This window comes from Mycobacterium liflandii, from assembly GCF_022354805.1.
GTDB classification, from domain to species: Bacteria; Actinomycetota; Actinomycetes; order Mycobacteriales; family Mycobacteriaceae; genus Mycobacterium; species Mycobacterium marinum.
This window is the reverse complement of record NZ_CP023138.1, coordinates 119,817-134,230: the sequence shown is the minus strand read 5'-3', so window position 1 is coordinate 134,230 and position 14,414 is coordinate 119,817. Positions and strand designations below refer to the sequence as shown.

12 protein-coding genes and 1 pseudogene are annotated in these 14,414 nt (G+C 67.2%); 10 read left to right on the top strand and 3 right to left on the bottom strand.

Going from position 1 to position 14,414, the window contains the following annotated elements:
* Nucleotides 1-211: 211 nt before the first annotated feature.
* The 7 genes and pseudogenes from ssd to CKW46_RS00650 all read left to right on the top strand — a co-directional run bounded on the left by ssd (nucleotide 212) and on the right by CKW46_RS00650 (nucleotide 4,754).
* The gene (ssd, locus tag CKW46_RS00680) at nucleotides 212-1,273 is read left to right on the top strand and encodes a septum site-determining protein Ssd (RefSeq protein WP_482053492.1); all 1,062 of its coding nucleotides are present in this window, start codon (nucleotides 212-214) and stop codon (nucleotides 1,271-1,273) included.
* A pseudogene (locus CKW46_RS00675) lies at nucleotides 1,270-2,438 on the top strand (TadA family conjugal transfer-associated ATPase). The gene ssd and the pseudogene CKW46_RS00675 overlap by 4 nt, the downstream one beginning before the upstream one ends.
* Nucleotides 2,435-3,223 (top strand): type II secretion system F family protein, encoded by a 789-nt coding sequence (locus tag CKW46_RS00670; RefSeq protein WP_482052658.1) that lies wholly within the window; start codon nucleotides 2,435-2,437, stop codon nucleotides 3,221-3,223. The pseudogene CKW46_RS00675 and the gene CKW46_RS00670 overlap by 4 nt, the downstream one beginning before the upstream one ends.
* A 25-nt stretch (nucleotides 3,224-3,248) precedes the next feature.
* Nucleotides 3,249-3,851 carry a type II secretion system F family protein gene (locus CKW46_RS00665; RefSeq protein ID WP_482052657.1) on the top strand — a complete coding sequence of 201 codons (603 nt, stop codon included), beginning with the start codon at nucleotides 3,249-3,251 and terminating at the stop codon, nucleotides 3,849-3,851.
* A gap of 24 nt (nucleotides 3,852-3,875) precedes the next feature.
* A complete protein-coding gene (locus CKW46_RS00660) occupies nucleotides 3,876-4,076 on the top strand; it encodes a DUF4244 domain-containing protein (protein ID WP_117437266.1) in 201 nt (66 codons plus the stop codon).
* A gap of 35 nt (nucleotides 4,077-4,111) precedes the next feature.
* Nucleotides 4,112-4,399, top strand: coding sequence for a TadE family type IV pilus minor pilin (locus tag CKW46_RS00655; protein ID WP_275540301.1), 288 nt, complete (start codon nucleotides 4,112-4,114; stop codon nucleotides 4,397-4,399).
* 31 nt (nucleotides 4,400-4,430) lie between these two features.
* A complete protein-coding gene (locus CKW46_RS00650; RefSeq protein ID WP_020726834.1) occupies nucleotides 4,431-4,754 on the top strand; it encodes an Rv3654c family TadE-like protein in 324 nt (107 codons plus the stop codon).
* A gap of 8 nt (nucleotides 4,755-4,762) precedes the next feature.
* Here the strand turns inward: CKW46_RS00650 and CKW46_RS00645 are convergent, their stop codons facing one another.
* Nucleotides 4,763-5,794: a PAS domain-containing protein gene (locus CKW46_RS00645; RefSeq protein ID WP_011741858.1), complete on the bottom strand. Its 1,032-nt coding sequence runs from the start codon at nucleotides 5,792-5,794 to the stop codon at nucleotides 4,763-4,765.
* A gap of 491 nt (nucleotides 5,795-6,285) precedes the next feature.
* Nucleotides 6,286-8,601, bottom strand: a complete 2,316-nt coding sequence (locus tag CKW46_RS00640) for a DEAD/DEAH box helicase (protein WP_482052656.1) — start codon at nucleotides 8,599-8,601, stop codon at nucleotides 6,286-6,288.
* 248 nt (nucleotides 8,602-8,849) lie between these two features.
* On the opposite strand from CKW46_RS00640, the gene cspA reads away from it, so the two are divergent.
* The 3 genes from cspA (at nucleotide 8,850) to topA (ending at nucleotide 12,784) form a co-directional block, all read left to right on the top strand.
* Nucleotides 8,850-9,053: a cold shock protein CspA gene (gene cspA, locus CKW46_RS00635; protein ID WP_007166602.1), complete on the top strand. Its 204-nt coding sequence runs from the start codon at nucleotides 8,850-8,852 to the stop codon at nucleotides 9,051-9,053.
* Nucleotides 9,054-9,197: 144 nt separating this feature from the next.
* Nucleotides 9,198-9,776: a hypothetical protein gene (locus tag CKW46_RS00630; RefSeq protein WP_011741857.1), complete on the top strand. Its 579-nt coding sequence runs from the start codon at nucleotides 9,198-9,200 to the stop codon at nucleotides 9,774-9,776.
* Between the two features lie 203 nt (nucleotides 9,777-9,979).
* Entirely contained in the window at nucleotides 9,980-12,784 is a 2,805-nt protein-coding gene (gene topA, locus CKW46_RS00625; RefSeq protein WP_482052655.1) for a type I DNA topoisomerase, read from the top strand.
* 10 nt (nucleotides 12,785-12,794) lie between these two features.
* Here the strand turns inward: topA and CKW46_RS00620 are convergent, their stop codons facing one another.
* Nucleotides 12,795-14,384 carry an adenylate/guanylate cyclase domain-containing protein gene (locus CKW46_RS00620; protein ID WP_482052654.1) on the bottom strand — a complete coding sequence of 530 codons (1,590 nt, stop codon included), beginning with the start codon at nucleotides 14,382-14,384 and terminating at the stop codon, nucleotides 12,795-12,797.
* Nucleotides 14,385-14,414: the final 30 nt, after the last annotated feature.

Genomic DNA, 14,414 nt, shown 5'->3' with positions numbered 1-14,414 from the left:
CCGTTTTGGCGCCCTCCGGGGAGTTGCGGAGATTCTCGAAGTCCTGGTGGTCCGGGCCGGCTCGGAGCCGGGCGGCCCGCGCGATTGTGCACAGCTGCGTCTCTTTCCACAAATTCGCGATTGACCCTGGTGGGCACGGGCGCTCGGCCGGCACGGTAGCTGGGTGACCAAGCCACTTCATACCGCGACCGACAGCGCCGGCGTGTTGTCGATGCTTGTCGACCCGAAGCTGCGTGACGAGCTGGATCGAGTCGCCGCGGCCGTGGGCGTTCGGATCGTCCATGGCGACGGTCGCAAACCGGTGACGCGAAAGGCATGGTCGGCCGCTGGCGCCGTGGTGCTCGATCCCGCGGCAGCGCGGGGTTTGAGCCAAGCCGCCTTGCCCCGGCGCGCCCACGTCTGCCTGCTGACCGGAGCTGAGGCCGGGACCGATACCTGGGTGACCGCCGTCGCGATCGGCGCCGGCGCCGTGTTGCAGATGCCCGAACAAGAGGGTGAATTGATCCGCGAACTCGCCGAAGCGGTCGAGGCAGCGCGGGACGAGGGTCTTGGCGGCGAGGTCGGCCAGGTGATTGCCGTCATCGGAGGCAGTGGCGGAGCGGGGGTTTCGTTGTTCGCGGCCGCCCTGGCCCAAAGTGCCGCCGATGCTCTGCTGGTTGACCTGGACCCCTGGGGTGGGGGCATCGATCTGCTGATGGGTTGCGAAAACCTCCCCGGCCTACGCTGGCCGGACCTGTCCTTGCAGGGCGGACGGTTGGCCTGGTCGGCCGTGCGCGATGGCCTGCCGCGGCACCGGGGGATAAGCCTGCTGTCGGGTACCCGGCGCGGCCAGGAGTTGGATTGCGGTGCGGTTGGCGCGCTCATTGACGCCGGTCGCCGCGGTGCAGTGACCGTGGTCTGTGATCTTCCCCTACGGCTGACCGACGCCGTGCAGGTCGCACTGGACCGCGCCGATCTCGTCGTGCTGGTCTGTCCCTGCGACGTACGCTCCTGCGCTGCCACCGCAACGATCGTTCCGGTGCTTGCCGCGATCAATCCCCACCTGGGACTGGTGGTGCGCGGGCCGTCGCCGGGCGGGTTGCGGGCGGCGGAGGTGGCCGATATTGCCGGGGTGCCTTTGCTTGCATCGATGCGAGTGCAGCCTCGGTTGGTCGAGCAACTCGAACACGGCGGACTGCGATTGCGGAGGCGATCGCCGCTGGCCGCCGCGGCCCGCCGGGTGCTCGCGCTACTGCCGAATTCGACGGCGGTACCGGGCGGTCGGGCCGCATGAACGGACCACTGATCGAACGTGTCCGTGAGCGGCTGACGACCGAACCCGGGCCGCTGAGACCCAGCGTGGTGGCGGCGGCGATCCGCGCCGAGTCTGGCGGGATGCTTGGCGACACGGAGGTGCTCGCCAATCTTCGGGTGCTGCAGACCGAGCTGACCGGTGCCGGCATTCTCGAGCCTCTGTTGTGTGCCGACGGCACCACGGACGTCCTTGTCATCGCGCCCGACGCGGTGTGGGTTGACGATGGAAACGGGCTGCGCCGCAGCGAGGTTCGATTCGCCGACGAGGCGGCGGTGCGGCGGCTGGCGCAACGGCTGGCGTTGGCGGCGGGACGCCGGCTCGATGACGCGCAACCCTGGGTGGACGGACATCTCGGTGGGATCGGTACCGGTGGACTGACGGTGCGGCTGCACGCCGTGCTGCCACCGGTGGCCGCCGCCGGCACCTGCCTGTCGCTGCGCGTGCTGCGGCCCACCACAGTGGATCTGGCGGCGCTCATCGCCGCCGGCGCGATCGCCGAGCAAGCCGCCGAGCTGGTCGGTGAAATCCTTGCCGCGCGTCTGGCATTCCTGGTGTGCGGGGGTACCGGTGCCGGAAAGACGACCCTGCTCGCCGCGATGTTGGGAGCCGTCGCCGGCTCGGAGCGGATCGTGTGCGTCGAAGACGCTGCGGAATTGGCTTCGAGGCACCCACACCTGGTCAAAATGGTGGCCCGCTGCGCGAATGTCGAAGGCGCCGGCAAAGTCACGCTGCGCCAACTCGTCCGCCAGGCGCTGCGGATGCGGCTCGACCGCATCGTCGTCGGCGAGGTTCGGGGAGCCGAAGTGGTGGACCTGCTCGCGGCGCTGAACACCGGACACGAGGGCGGCGCGGGCACCGTGCACGCCAACAGCCCCGGTGAGGTTCCGGCTCGGCTGGAGGCGCTGGGCGCCCTGGGGGCTTGGACCGCGCGGCGCTGCACAGCCAGCTTGCCGCGGCGGTGCAGGTGCTGCTGCACGTCACCCGTGATCAGGGTGGGCGGCGCCGGCTCAGCGAGATTGCCGTTCTACACAGGGCCGAAGACGGTCTCGTTGCGGCGCTGACCGCGTGGCACGCGGACCGGGGCATGGCGCAAGACGGCGGCGCCGTGTTGCGCGGCCTGCTCAGCGGGCGGGGGACGCCATGACCGGTCTGGTGCTGGCCGCGCTGATGGTTGCGGCCGCGATCGCCGTGCTGTCGGTTCCGGTGCGGCGCCGGATCAGCGTCAACGATGTTCGTGGGCACTCGAATTGGCTATCCGCAACGCGATGGCTCGGCTGTCTGCTCGCCTGCGCGCTGGCGGGCGCCGTCCTGGTGATGCCACTGACAACCGTGCTGGCGGGGACCGCGAGCCGGCGTCGTCGCCGGCGCCTGGTCCGTGCCCGCGGCGTGCGGGAGGGGTGGGCGTTGGAGGCGGCACTCGAGATTTTGGTCGGTGAGCTGCGCGTGGGTGCCCATCCGGTGCGCGCATTCGGCGTCGCCGCCGACGAAACCGATGGTCCGGTGGCTGCGGCCATGCGTGGTGTGGCGGCACACGCCCGATTGGGTGCTGACGTCACCGGTGGCCTGCGTGCGGCCGCCCGGCGGTCGGCCCTGCCCGCGCATTGGGAACGACTAGCCGTGTACTGGCAATTGGCCAGTGACCACGGTCTGGCCATCGCCACCCTGATGCGGGCCGCCCAACGTGATGTCGCGCAACGTCAACGATTTTCGGCAAAGGTTTCGGCGGGACTGGCCGGCGCCCGCGCCAGCGCGGGCATTCTGGCTGGGCTGCCGGTACTCGGGGTAGTGCTGGGGCAGCTCATCGGAGCCCAGCCGTTGGCCTTCTTGCTCGGCGGGCATCTGGGCGGCTGGCTGCTGGTGGTCGGCCTGGCCCTGGCGGCCGGTGGTCTGTGGTGGTCGGACCGGATCACCGACCGGGTGATGGCATGAGCAGGCCCCGATTGGCAGCGCGCCCATGAGGGTTGCCGCAATCTTGTTGGCCATGGCCCTATCGGTGGGGGGCCGGCGCGCGGTGGTGCGGGCACGGCCCAGGACGCCGTCGCACCCGGGTGCGCTTGGGGTGGAACAGCCAACCCGGCCAGCGCGTGGTGAGGATCCACTGGCGTTCGCATCGTGCCTGGATGTGTTCGCCACTTGTCTGGCCTCGGGCATGGCGGTGTCGGCCGCCGCCGCGGCGACCGCCCGATCGGCGCCACCGGGGCTCGCGCGGGTGCTGTCGCGCGCGGCCGAGTTGCTGATGTTGGGCGCCGACCCGTCCGTAGCCTGGTCGGCCCCGCCGGAGTTGCCGCTGAGTTCGGTCGACGGCCACGTAGATGCGTTGCTGCGCTTGGCGCGGCGCTCGGCTTGCTCCGGTGCCGCACTCTCCGATGCTGTCGGCGAACTGGCCGCGCAGTCACGCCACGATGCGACGCACGCGGCCACGGCGGCCGCCGAACGTGCCGGTGTGCTCATTGCCGGTCCCCTCGGGTTGTGTTTTCTACCGGCCTTCGTGTGTCTGGGCATTGTTCCGGTGCTGGCCGGGTTGGCCGCCAAGGTGCTGGATTCCGGTCTGCTGTGACGATCCGGGGAAGGGAAGGTATTGATGAACAACATTTTTCGGGTGATGCTGGCTCGCCTGACACTTCTGGCGACCGACGACTCGGGCATGTCCACCGTCGAATGTGCTTTGGGCACAATCGCAGCGGCCGCTTTCGGCGCCATCCTGTACACGGTTGTGACCGGAGATTCGGTCGTGTCCGCGTTGACCCGCATCATCACCCGGGCGCTGAGCACCAAGGTCTAGGTACCGATGCCGGGTTCAGCAGTGTTGAAGCGGCCCTGGCGATCGCCTCGCTGGTCGTGGTACTGGGGCTGTGTCTGGCCGGGATCTGTGCGTTGTCAATGCAATTGCGCTGCGTGGATGCCGCTCGCGAGGCGGCCCGGTTGGCCGCGCGTGGCGACACTGGCACGGCCCTGCGGGTCGCTCGAGCGATTGCGCCGCCGGCCGCGCGGGTTCGGCTGCGAAGAGACGGTGAGCTGGTGCTCGTCTCGGTGGTTGCACGTTCAAAGCTATTGCCGGAATTGGCTATATCCGCTGAGGCGGTCGCCGTCGCAGAGCCGGGATGACCGCGGTTCGGCTACCTTGCTCGCGGCCTCGATGATTGCCGTCTTGCTGTGCATTGCCGGCACCGGTGTGTACCTGGGTGCGGCGATGGTGGCTCGGCACCGGGCTCAGACGTCGGCGGATCTTGCCGCACTGGCCGGCGCGGCACGGCTAAGCTCCGGTGCGGCGCAGGCCTGCGCGCGTGCAGCGGCGGTGGCCCGGGCGATGCGGGTCGGTGACGTCGGATGTGTGGTGCGTGAGCTTGACGTGGTCGTCACGGTCGAGGTGCCGATCGGCATTGCGGGCGCCGCGCGCGCGGTTGCCAGGGCCGGGCCGATCGATACGCCAGAGCGGGCCCACTCAATTCATCGACAGTGAAATCGGGTCTACTCTGCGGCCGCCGGAAGGCCGGCCTCGGCGAGTTCTTCCTCGCTGGGCAATCGCAGCGAAATCAGTCCGGCGAACGTCTCCGGTTCGAGTTCGATTCGGTTGACCGTGACGTGGACCGGCACCCATTCGTCAGCACCGCGCCCGGGTAGCCGTAGCACCGCGCTGGCCGCCCCTTTCGCGAATTTATCTGTCATGGAAGTGATCACAGGCCTGTCGTCGGGATGAACCCGCGGCCCGTCTTCCTCGCTTCGCCTCCAGTCGTAGAAGGAGCACGGCTCATCGAGCCACTTGAGCAGCGACCAATTGTTCAGGTCAACCAGTGCGCGGTGAACTCCGACTTGCGCAAGTCCGTTCAGTATCCGCCGGGCCAGATCGTCGATCGGCACCACCGGTTCTTTCTGCTCGGCCCGCCAATTGATCGCTCGTGCGACCAGGTGTTCACGGCCGTCTGGGCCCTCTTCCAGGGCGCTGTGTACGGCAAATCCGATTCGGATCGGCTTCCCGCGCCAGTCGGTTAGATCCCATGTGCTGCACAAAGTTTGACCTGGCTCCGGTTTGACGACCATGGCCAGGAACTTGGTCTCGTTCGGGTTGAGCTCCCGGGACGGCAGATCTTCGGCGAAGGCCCGGCCGTAGGTGACTTCGAGGTCCGGATTCTTGCCGCTGTTGGCCAACGACTCCCGGGTGTCGGTTGCCACTCCCAGGGTCAGATTCCACTTGAGGGGGCCTGGCGTTGGCCGTTCGGGCGGCTCCTCGTTGGCGGGACCGGTCCACACGTGCACACCATGAATGCGGCCGTCTGACATCACGACTGGTTCGGTGCGGATCACCCGGTCACTCTTGGGAGTGATGCTGGTCAGGCTCTGCCCAGTCTGTAGCGATTCGGCGATCGCGGTGCGAACTGCGGAAAGGTAGGGGCTGCGGCGCAGGAACTTGGTGATCGGAACGAGACTTTTGAGTTGACGCCCCTGCGCCACCACCGCGGGTTCGTCCCCCAGGGTCTCCACGAGCAGCCAGTCGTGGGTCATAGGCGCAGTCTACTGTTCGCTAGAGGCGGCCACGAGTCGGTGGGTATCCAACGATATTGGAATCCCGTTGCCGCACAGCGCATACCTGCTGACATATCCGGGCAAACGCCACCACGCTGTCCCGGTTGCCCCCGGACGTGCCCAGCCGGCCTTTGACCAGCGCGAAACTGCAACGTATGCCGCTACCCGGCAATGCAACTCGCCGATGCTGAGCGGCTCGTTGGCCGCGGCGCCGCACGGCCGCAACGAAGGAAGCCGCTGCGCGTGGTGATTTGCGCGCCTAGTGACATCCGGGTAGTTTTCTGCTGCACCCGCACCGTCGGGGGTGTGAGCGGATTGTGTACGTCCAGCCGTTCGCTGCACGGGATGATGGCTCATCATCCAGATCGGTGGAGGTCGACCGTCGAGGGGTCGGTCGCCGTCCGCCGGGTGTGCAAGATGACTCGCGAACAGCCGGTATGCCAGTCCTGCCTGGCCGGGCCCCGGTGTTCCTAGAGTAAATCGTCACCGACTTGCGACAGCACCAGTCGCAGTACCTGCATGGCGCCCGCCTTGTCGAGGGGATCGTTACCGTTGCCGCATTTGGGGGACTGCACGCAGGACGGGCATCCGCTCGGGCATTCGCAGGCCTCGATCGCCGACGCAGTGGCTCCCAGCCAGGTGCGCGCCCGTCGAAAGCCGCGTTCGGCGAATCCCGCCCCACCCGGATAGCCGTCATAGACGAAGACACTGGGCAGTCCTTCGGGCCCGATAGCGGTGGAAATGCCGCCGATGTCGCCGCGGTCGCAGCTGGCCACCAGTGGCAGCAGCCCGATCGCCGCATGCTCGGCGGCGTGCAGCGAACCGGGAATCGCGACGGCGTCGACACCATTTCGCAACAGCTCTTCTGCGGTGATGGTGTACATGACCGCGGTCGTGGGCAGCACGTGTTCGGGCATATCCAGCTCGACGAAATCGATCACCTCACCGGAAAGCCGGCGCCGTAGGTAGCCCACCACCTGGTGGGTGACGGTCACCGGCACCAAGCCGACGGTGACGGGCCCGAACTCCAAGCGCTCGCCGGATCCGGTTACCGCGATGTCGGTGAGCTCGCGCGCAAAGGTCGCATAGCCGGGATCGGCGGCGTGGACGAAGGCGAGCCCTTCTTCGGTGTCCAGGGAGTCGACGACGTAGCTTTCGCCCTGATGCAGATAAACGGCACCCGGATGCACCGATGCCGGCGCCTGATCGGCTCCGACGTTGCCCAATAGCCGGCCGGTGTCGGCCTCCACGATGACGACCTGCCCACCGATGGAACCCCGGATGTCCACCGCGGCGTGCGGTTGCACCCCCGGTGCCGGAAAGTACTTGTCGCCGCGCCGGCGCAGCAGACCGTCATCGACGAGCGTTTCGACCACCTCGACGGCGCGAAGCTCGTGGACTTCTAACGCATCGAGCGGAAGTTCTGTTGCCGCGCAGAGCAACTGTGGCCCCAGCAAGTAGGGATTGCCGGGATCTATCACCACCCGCTCCACCGGCTTGTCCAGGAGCGCCGCGGGATGGTGCACCAGATACGTGTCGAGCGGATCATCGCGCGCGATCAACACCACCAGCGCACCCTGGCCACGCCGGCCGGACCGCCCCGCCTGCTGCCAGAAGGATGCGACGGTTGCGGGGAATCCGGCCAGCACCACCGCATCCAGCCCGGCGATGTCGACGCCCAACTCCAGCGCATTGGTGGTGGCCAGACCGCGCAGCCGGCCCTCCGTCAATGCGTGTTCGAGACAGTTGCGGTCCTCGGGCAGATAACCGGCCCGATACGACGCCACCGTGTGCGACAACTGGGGCGCAATGTCTTGCAGCCGCGCCTGCGCGCCCAGCGCGGTGAGCTCAGCGGCCCGCCGTGACCGGACGAAGGTCAAGGTCTGCGCTCCCTCGACGATCAGATCGGCCATCACTCGCGCCGCCTCGGTGCCGGCGGAGCGCCGCACCGGGGCGCCGTTTTCGCCGGTCAGGTCGGTCCGCAGCGCGGGTTCCCACAGTGCCACGGTGCGGGCCCCCTGGGGCGACCCATCCTCGGTGACCTCCGCAACCGGCTGGCCGATCAATTCGGCGGCGGTGGCACCCGGTGAGTCCGTCGTCGCGCTGGCGAAGATGACCGTCGGGTGCGCCGAGTAGCGTGCGCACAATCGCAGCAGACGGCGTAGCACCATTGCCACATTCGAGCCGAAAACACCCCGATAGTAATGACATTCGTCGACGATCAGATATCGAAGATTTCGCAACAGAACCGCCCAGCGGGCATGGTTGCGCAATATCGACAGATGGATCATGTCCGGGTTGGAGAACAACCATCGGGAACGCTCGCGGGCAAAGCGGCGCACTTCATCGGAACTGTCGCCGTCATAAGCCGTGGGCGCGACATCCCTAAGTCGTTCAACGTTGGCAACCAGCGCCTGCGCGGTGCGCAACTGGTCGTGGCCCAGCGCTTTGGTCGGCGACAGATATAACACCCGGGCGCGGGGGTCGGCCGCCAGCGCCGCGAGGACGGGAAGTTGATAGGCCAGCGACTTGCCGGACGCGGTACCTGTGCTCACCACCACGTGACGGCCGTCATGGGCCAACTCCGCGGCCGTGGACTGGTGTGACCAGGGGGCGGTGATGCCACGTTGGGTGAAGGTGCGCACGACGTCTGGCTCGGCCCATTGCGGCCAGGCGCTCGGCTGACCCGCATGCGGCGGCAGCTCGGCGACATGGTGTAAAGGATGTTCTCCGGTCGGGGTACCGGCGAGCGCGACGGCAAGCAATTCGCGCCCGAAACTTATCATTTGCAAACCCTTCACAATTCATCGACGACAACGGGCTGTCGCCGACGCCATGAACATGATTGACTAATCGCGGTCGTAGCTTCTGTGTTCGTGTCAAACTTTCGCAGGATCGACGTTGCGGCCGCGGTTCCTGCGAGGTTATCGGTCGGGTGAAGTTCCGGCGACTCTGCGAGGTATGGCGGTCGCGGCTTGGCCCGGGGCACCGAGAGGCGGTGCACCGCACCCAGAAGAAAAGGAAAGATCGAGAGATGCCACAGGGAACTGTGAAGTGGTTCAACGCGGAGAAGGGGTTCGGCTTCATCGCCCCCGAGGATGGCTCCGCGGATGTTTTTGTCCACTACACGGAGATCCAGGGTTCGGGCTTCCGCACCCTTGAAGAGAACCAGAAGGTCGAGTTTGAGATCGGCCACAGCCCTAAGGGCCCCCAGGCCACCGGAGTCCGCTCGGTCTGATCCGAGCAGATTCTGACGAATCCCCCCGACGTGATCCCGCTGAGCGGGTCCGGCGGGGGGTTTTCGTTTCTGCCGTGAGCGCCTTGGTCGCCGCGCCGGACGGGGAGAACCCGCGGACCGGGTTACTGGCCTACTGTCGGTGGCGTGAGTCAGCTGTCCTTCTTTGCCGCGGAGTCGGTGCCGCCCGCGGTCGAGGACCTATCCGGAGTGTTGGCAGCATCCGGCCAGGTCGTGATGGTTGGTGCTGGTGCGCGGCTGTCGGTGGTGGTCGGGGAGTCCTGGCGAGCCGAAGCTCTCGCCGAGATGATGCGGGAGGCGGGCCTGGTGCCTGAGATCACCCACACCGACGAGGACACGCCGCTGGTGCGTACCGCCGTAGACCCCAGATTGCGCGCAATCGCCGCGGAGTGGACCCGTGGTGCGGTCAAGACGGTTCCGCCGCGATGGCTGCCAGGTCCGCGAGAGCTGCGCGCCTGGGCGCTGGCCGCCGGCAGTCCCGAGGCCGACCGATATCTGCTGGGGCTTGATCCGCACGCACCCGATACACATTCGCCGTTGGCGTCGGCTCTGATGCGAGTGGGCATTGCACCCACTTTGATCGGCACCCGAGGGGGCCACCCGGCGCTGCGGATAAGCGGGCGACGAAGGCTATCGCGCCTGGTAGAGAACGTGGGGGAACCCCCGCCCGGTGCCGAAGCGTTGGCTCAATGGCCCCGGGGCTAGGCGCCTGTGGACCCCGGTTTTCCGGGGAGCTGAATTGCAGCCAGTTTGCGCAGGCCCGCCTTAGGGTGCGAAATTGTCTGTTGCCCGCAGGTGGGAATGTCGGGCTATTGGATTTCGCCTGAAATTCAGCAGCCGGCCTGGCACTCTTCTGCAAGGGTGGCCCCGCCAGCGGGGCTGGGATGAGAGATGGAGCGTAACCGCAGTTGGCTGACCCGAAAACGAAGGGCCCTGGAAGCCGTAGCAGCGGCGGAAATGGGAGCGGCCGGCGACTTGTCATAGTCGAGTCGCCCACCAAGGCGCGCAAACTTGCTATGTACCTGGGGCCCAGGTACATAGTCGAATCCTCGCGTGGCCACATCCGCGACCTGCCGCGGGCCGCCGCGGATGTGCCCGCCAAGTTCAAGTCCGAGCCGTGGGCGCGCCTCGGCGTCAATGTCGACGCGGACTTCGAACCGCTCTACATCATCAGCCCGGAGAAGAAGAGCGCAGTCAGCGAGCTCAAAGACCTGCTCAAAGACGTCGACGAGCTCTACCTGGCCACTGATGGTGACCGCGAGGGCGAGGCGATCGCCTGGCACTTGCTGGAAACCCTCAAACCGCGCGTGCCGGTCAAACGGATGGTCTTCCACGAGATCACCGAACCGGCCATCCTCGAAGCCGCGGAAAACCCCCGTGACCTGGACATGGACCTCGTCGATGCGCAGGAGACCCGGCGCATCCTGGACCGGCTGTACGGCTACGAGGTCAGTCCGGTGCTGTGGAAAAAGGTCGCGCCCAAGCTGTCGGCCGGCCGGGTGCAGTCGGTGGCCACGCGGATGATCGTGCAGCGAGAGCGCGACCGGATGGCGTTCCGCAGCGCGTCCTACTGGGACATCGTCGCCACGCTGGACGCCAGCGTGTCCGACCCGAAGGCCGCGCCGCCCACCTTTGTCGCCCGACTGACCAGTGTGGACGGCTTGCGGGTGGCCACCGGTCGCGATTTCGACTCGCTGGGCACGTTGCGCAAGGCCGACGAGGTCACCGTGCTCGACGAGGCCCGGGCGTCCGCGCTGGCCACCGGCCTACACGGCGCGCAGCTGAGCGTGGCCTCGGTCGAGGAAAAGCCCTACAGCCGCCGTCCGTACCCACCGTTTATGACCTCGACGCTGCAGCAGGAGGCCGGCCGCAAGTTGCGGTTTTCCGGTGAGCGGACGATGAGTATCGCTCAGCGGCTCTACGAAAACGGTTACATCACCTACATGCGAACTGACTCGACGACCCTGTCGGAGTCGGCGATCAACGCCGCGCGCACCCAGGCGCGCCAGCTCTACGGCGAAGAGTATGTGGCCTCATCTCCGCGCCAGTACACCCGCAAGGTGAAGAACGCGCAGGAGGCGCACGAGGCCATCCGCCCCGCGGGTGAGACGTTCGCAACCCCCGACGCCGTGCGTCGTGAACTCGACGGCGACGAATTCCGGCTCTATGAGCTGATCTGGCAGCGCACGGTGGCCTCCCAGATGGCGGATGCCCGCGGCACCACGCTGAGCCTGCGGATCGGTGGTAGCGCGGGTGAGCAGCAGGTGGTGTTCTCGGCGAGCGGTCGCACCCTGACCTTCCCCGGGTTCCTCAAGGCCTACGTGGAGACGGTGGACGAACTGGTCGGTGGCGAGGCCGATGACGCCGAGCGGCGCCTGCCGAATCTGACGCCGGGCCAGCGGCTCGACGCGGTCGAGCTGACCCCGGACGGGCACACCACCAACCCGCCCGCCCGCTACACCGAGGCCTCGCTGGTCAAGGCCTTCGAGGAGCTGGGAATCGGACGCCCGTCCACCTACACCCCGATCATCAAGACGATCCAGGACCGCGGCTACGTACACAAGAAGGGCAGCGCCCTGGTGCCGTCGTGGGTGGCGTTCGCGGTCACCGGATTGTTGGAGCAACATTTCGGGCACCTCGTCGACTACGGCTTCACCGCGGCGATGGAAGACGAGCTTGATGCCATCGCATCTGGTCAGGAGCGGCGCACCGACTGGCTCAACAACTTCTACTTCGGTGGCGACCACGGCGTGTCTGATTCGGTGGCGCGCGCCGGGGGGCTCAAGAAGCTCGTCGGTGTCAACCTCGAAGGCATTGATGCGCGAGAAGTCAACTCCATCAAGCTGTTTGACGATGAGCAGGGGAGTCCCATCTACGTTCGGGTGGGCAAGAATGGTCCCTACCTGGAACGCACCATAACCGGCGAAGACGGTGAGCCGACCCCGCAGCGCGCCAACCTCAATGACTCGCTGACACCCGACGAGCTGACCCTGGTGCTGGCCGAAGAGCTATTCGCCACGCCGCAGGAAGGTCGCGTGCTGGGCATCGACCCGGAATCCGGCCACGAGATCGTCGCCAAGGACGGGCGCTACGGACCGTATGTGACCGAGATTCTTCCCGAACCTCCCGCACCCGAAGCCGGGACCGAGGCCCCCGCCAAGAAGAGCAAGAAGGCCACCGGGCCCAAACCCCGCAGCGGTTCGCTGCTGCGCAGCATGGACCTGCAGACGATCACCCTCGAGGACGCGCTCAAGCTGCTCTCGCTGCCGCGCGTGGTGGGCACGGATCCCGCTTCCGGCGAAGAGATCACCGCGCAGAACGGGCGCTATGGGCCATATCTGAAGCGCGGCACCGATTCTCGCTCGCTGGCCACCGAAGACCAGATTTTCTCCATCACCCTTGACGAAGCGCTCAAGATCTACGCCGAACCCAAGCGTTCTGGCCGGCAGAGCGCTTCGGCTCCGCCGCTTCGTGAGCTGGGGACCGATGCCGCGTCGGGCAAGCCGATGGTGATCAAGGACGGGCGGTTCGGTCCGTACGTCACCGACGGTGAAACCAATGCCAGTCTGCGCAAGGGCGACGAGGTCGCGTCGATCACCGACGAGCGGGCCTCGGAATTGCTGGCTGACCGCCGGGCCCGAGGGCCGGTGAAGCGAGCCGCCAAGAAGACCACCCGCAAATCGCCGGCGAAAAAGGCCGTCAAACGCGCGTGACCGGGGCCGGTTAGCTACCGCTTTTGGTGGAGACCTGTTGGGCTACAGCGAGGTTCAGCGGGCGGGCCAGCTGGGTCGGTGCGGTCCGTCCGCGTAGTTCGACGACTTCGGTGACGTCCCAGCACAAGGCTTCGGCGTCTAGCGCCCCGCTGATCGCGATCGCCGAGGCCAGCACGTGGCCTTCCTCGAGCTTGGCCAGCTCGGTGAGTCGGGCGGCCTCATTGACCGGGTCGCCGATCACGGTGTATTCGAAGCGGGCCTGCGCGCCGATGTGGCCGGCGATGGCCCTGCCGGCCGACACCCCGATGCCGAACTCCGCAGATCCCAGCACCGGAATGAGTTCGTCGTGCAACTCGCGCGCGGCGCGCAGCGCGGCGCCGGCGCCGTCGGGGTGTTCGATCGGTGCGCCGAAAATCGCCAGGGCGGCATCGCCCTGGAACTTGTTGACGAATCCGCCGTGGCGCGCGACGGTGTCGACCACCACCCGGAAGAATTCGTTGAGCAGGCCGACCACCTCGACCGGTGGTCGGGTCGCCGCCAGCTGGGTCGAGCCCACCAGGTCGACGAACAGCACCGCGACATCGCGTTCCTGCCCACCAAGCTCGGTACCGCGTTCGATGGCGCGCCGGGCCACGTCCTCGCCGACATATCGACCGAACAGGTCGCGCAGGCGTTGCCGCTCGGACAGGTCGCGGACCATGTCGTTGAACCCGGCCTGCAGCAGGCCCAGCTCGCTGGCGTCGTAGATCTGCATGTGCGCGTTGTAGTTGCCGCGCTGCACCTCCGACAGCGCCCAACGCAGCTGGCGCAGCGGATCGGCGATCGACATGGACACCAGCAGCGTGCTGGCCGAACCGATCGCCAACGCTGCCAGCGCGAGCAGCAGGATGGGATTGAACAGCTTGTCCGGGGTGGCGTGCAGAATCGCCATCTTGTCGGCCACCACGGCCAGCACGATCGCCAACAGCGGTACCGCGGTGGACAGCACCCAGGCCAGCATCAACCGCAAGATGACCCCGGGCGACCGCAAGTTCTCCGGTACCCCACTGCGTAGCGCGGCCACCGCGACCGGCCGCAGCACCCGCTCAGACTGCAGGTAGCCGATGATCGCGGTGGCGATGGCGCCCAGGGCGGTGGCAATCGCCACCACGGGCGCCGCATAGCGAGCCACCGACCAGCTGGCGACGATGAAGATCACGCTGCCGATCGCCCACGAACCGACGCTGATCAAGGTGCGATAGAACGGCATGCGCAGCACCCGGCTGCGGGCCAGCTCGGTGGCGGACGGGTCGGCCGCCGCAACCAGATTGTCGCGGCGCTGCCACCGGAAGACCGGCACCAGCAGCTTGAGGTTCAATGCGAACCCGGCGAGGAACAAGGTAATCACGGAGGTGAGGAAGATCGCCAGATTCAGTGGTGGTAGATCCTGCAGCTGGATGCGATCGTTGGGTGGCAAGCCATAGCGCAGAAAGCCCAGAACGAATAGGCCGCCGATGATGTCGGCCTGCAACATACTCAGCGAAAACACCGGCCACGGAGTGCGCACTACCCACCGGGCGAACCCGTTGATCCGCCCGGGCAGGGTTGCCACGGTAGCCACCAGCCCACCGTATCCGGATGGGGGGACTCG

Excerpts from the sequence above, each read along its gene's own strand:
- cspA (WP_007166602.1), top strand. The coding sequence starts at position 8,850 with ATGCCACAGGGAACTGTGAAGTGGTTCAACGCGGAGAAGGGGTTCGGC.
- CKW46_RS00650 (WP_020726834.1), top strand. The coding sequence starts at position 4,431 with ATGATTGCCGTCTTGCTGTGCATTGCCGGCACCGGTGTGTACCTGGGT.
- CKW46_RS00660 (WP_117437266.1), top strand. The coding sequence starts at position 3,876 with ATGAACAACATTTTTCGGGTGATGCTGGCTCGCCTGACACTTCTGGCG.
- CKW46_RS00665 (WP_482052657.1), top strand. The coding sequence starts at position 3,249 with ATGAGGGTTGCCGCAATCTTGTTGGCCATGGCCCTATCGGTGGGGGGC.
- CKW46_RS00670 (WP_482052658.1), top strand. The coding sequence starts at position 2,435 with ATGACCGGTCTGGTGCTGGCCGCGCTGATGGTTGCGGCCGCGATCGCC.
- CKW46_RS00640 (WP_482052656.1), bottom strand. The coding sequence starts at position 8,601 with ATGATAAGTTTCGGGCGCGAATTGCTTGCCGTCGCGCTCGCCGGTACC.
- ssd (WP_482053492.1), top strand. The coding sequence starts at position 212 with ATGCTTGTCGACCCGAAGCTGCGTGACGAGCTGGATCGAGTCGCCGCG.
- CKW46_RS00645 (WP_011741858.1), bottom strand. The coding sequence starts at position 5,794 with ATGACCCACGACTGGCTGCTCGTGGAGACCCTGGGGGACGAACCCGCG.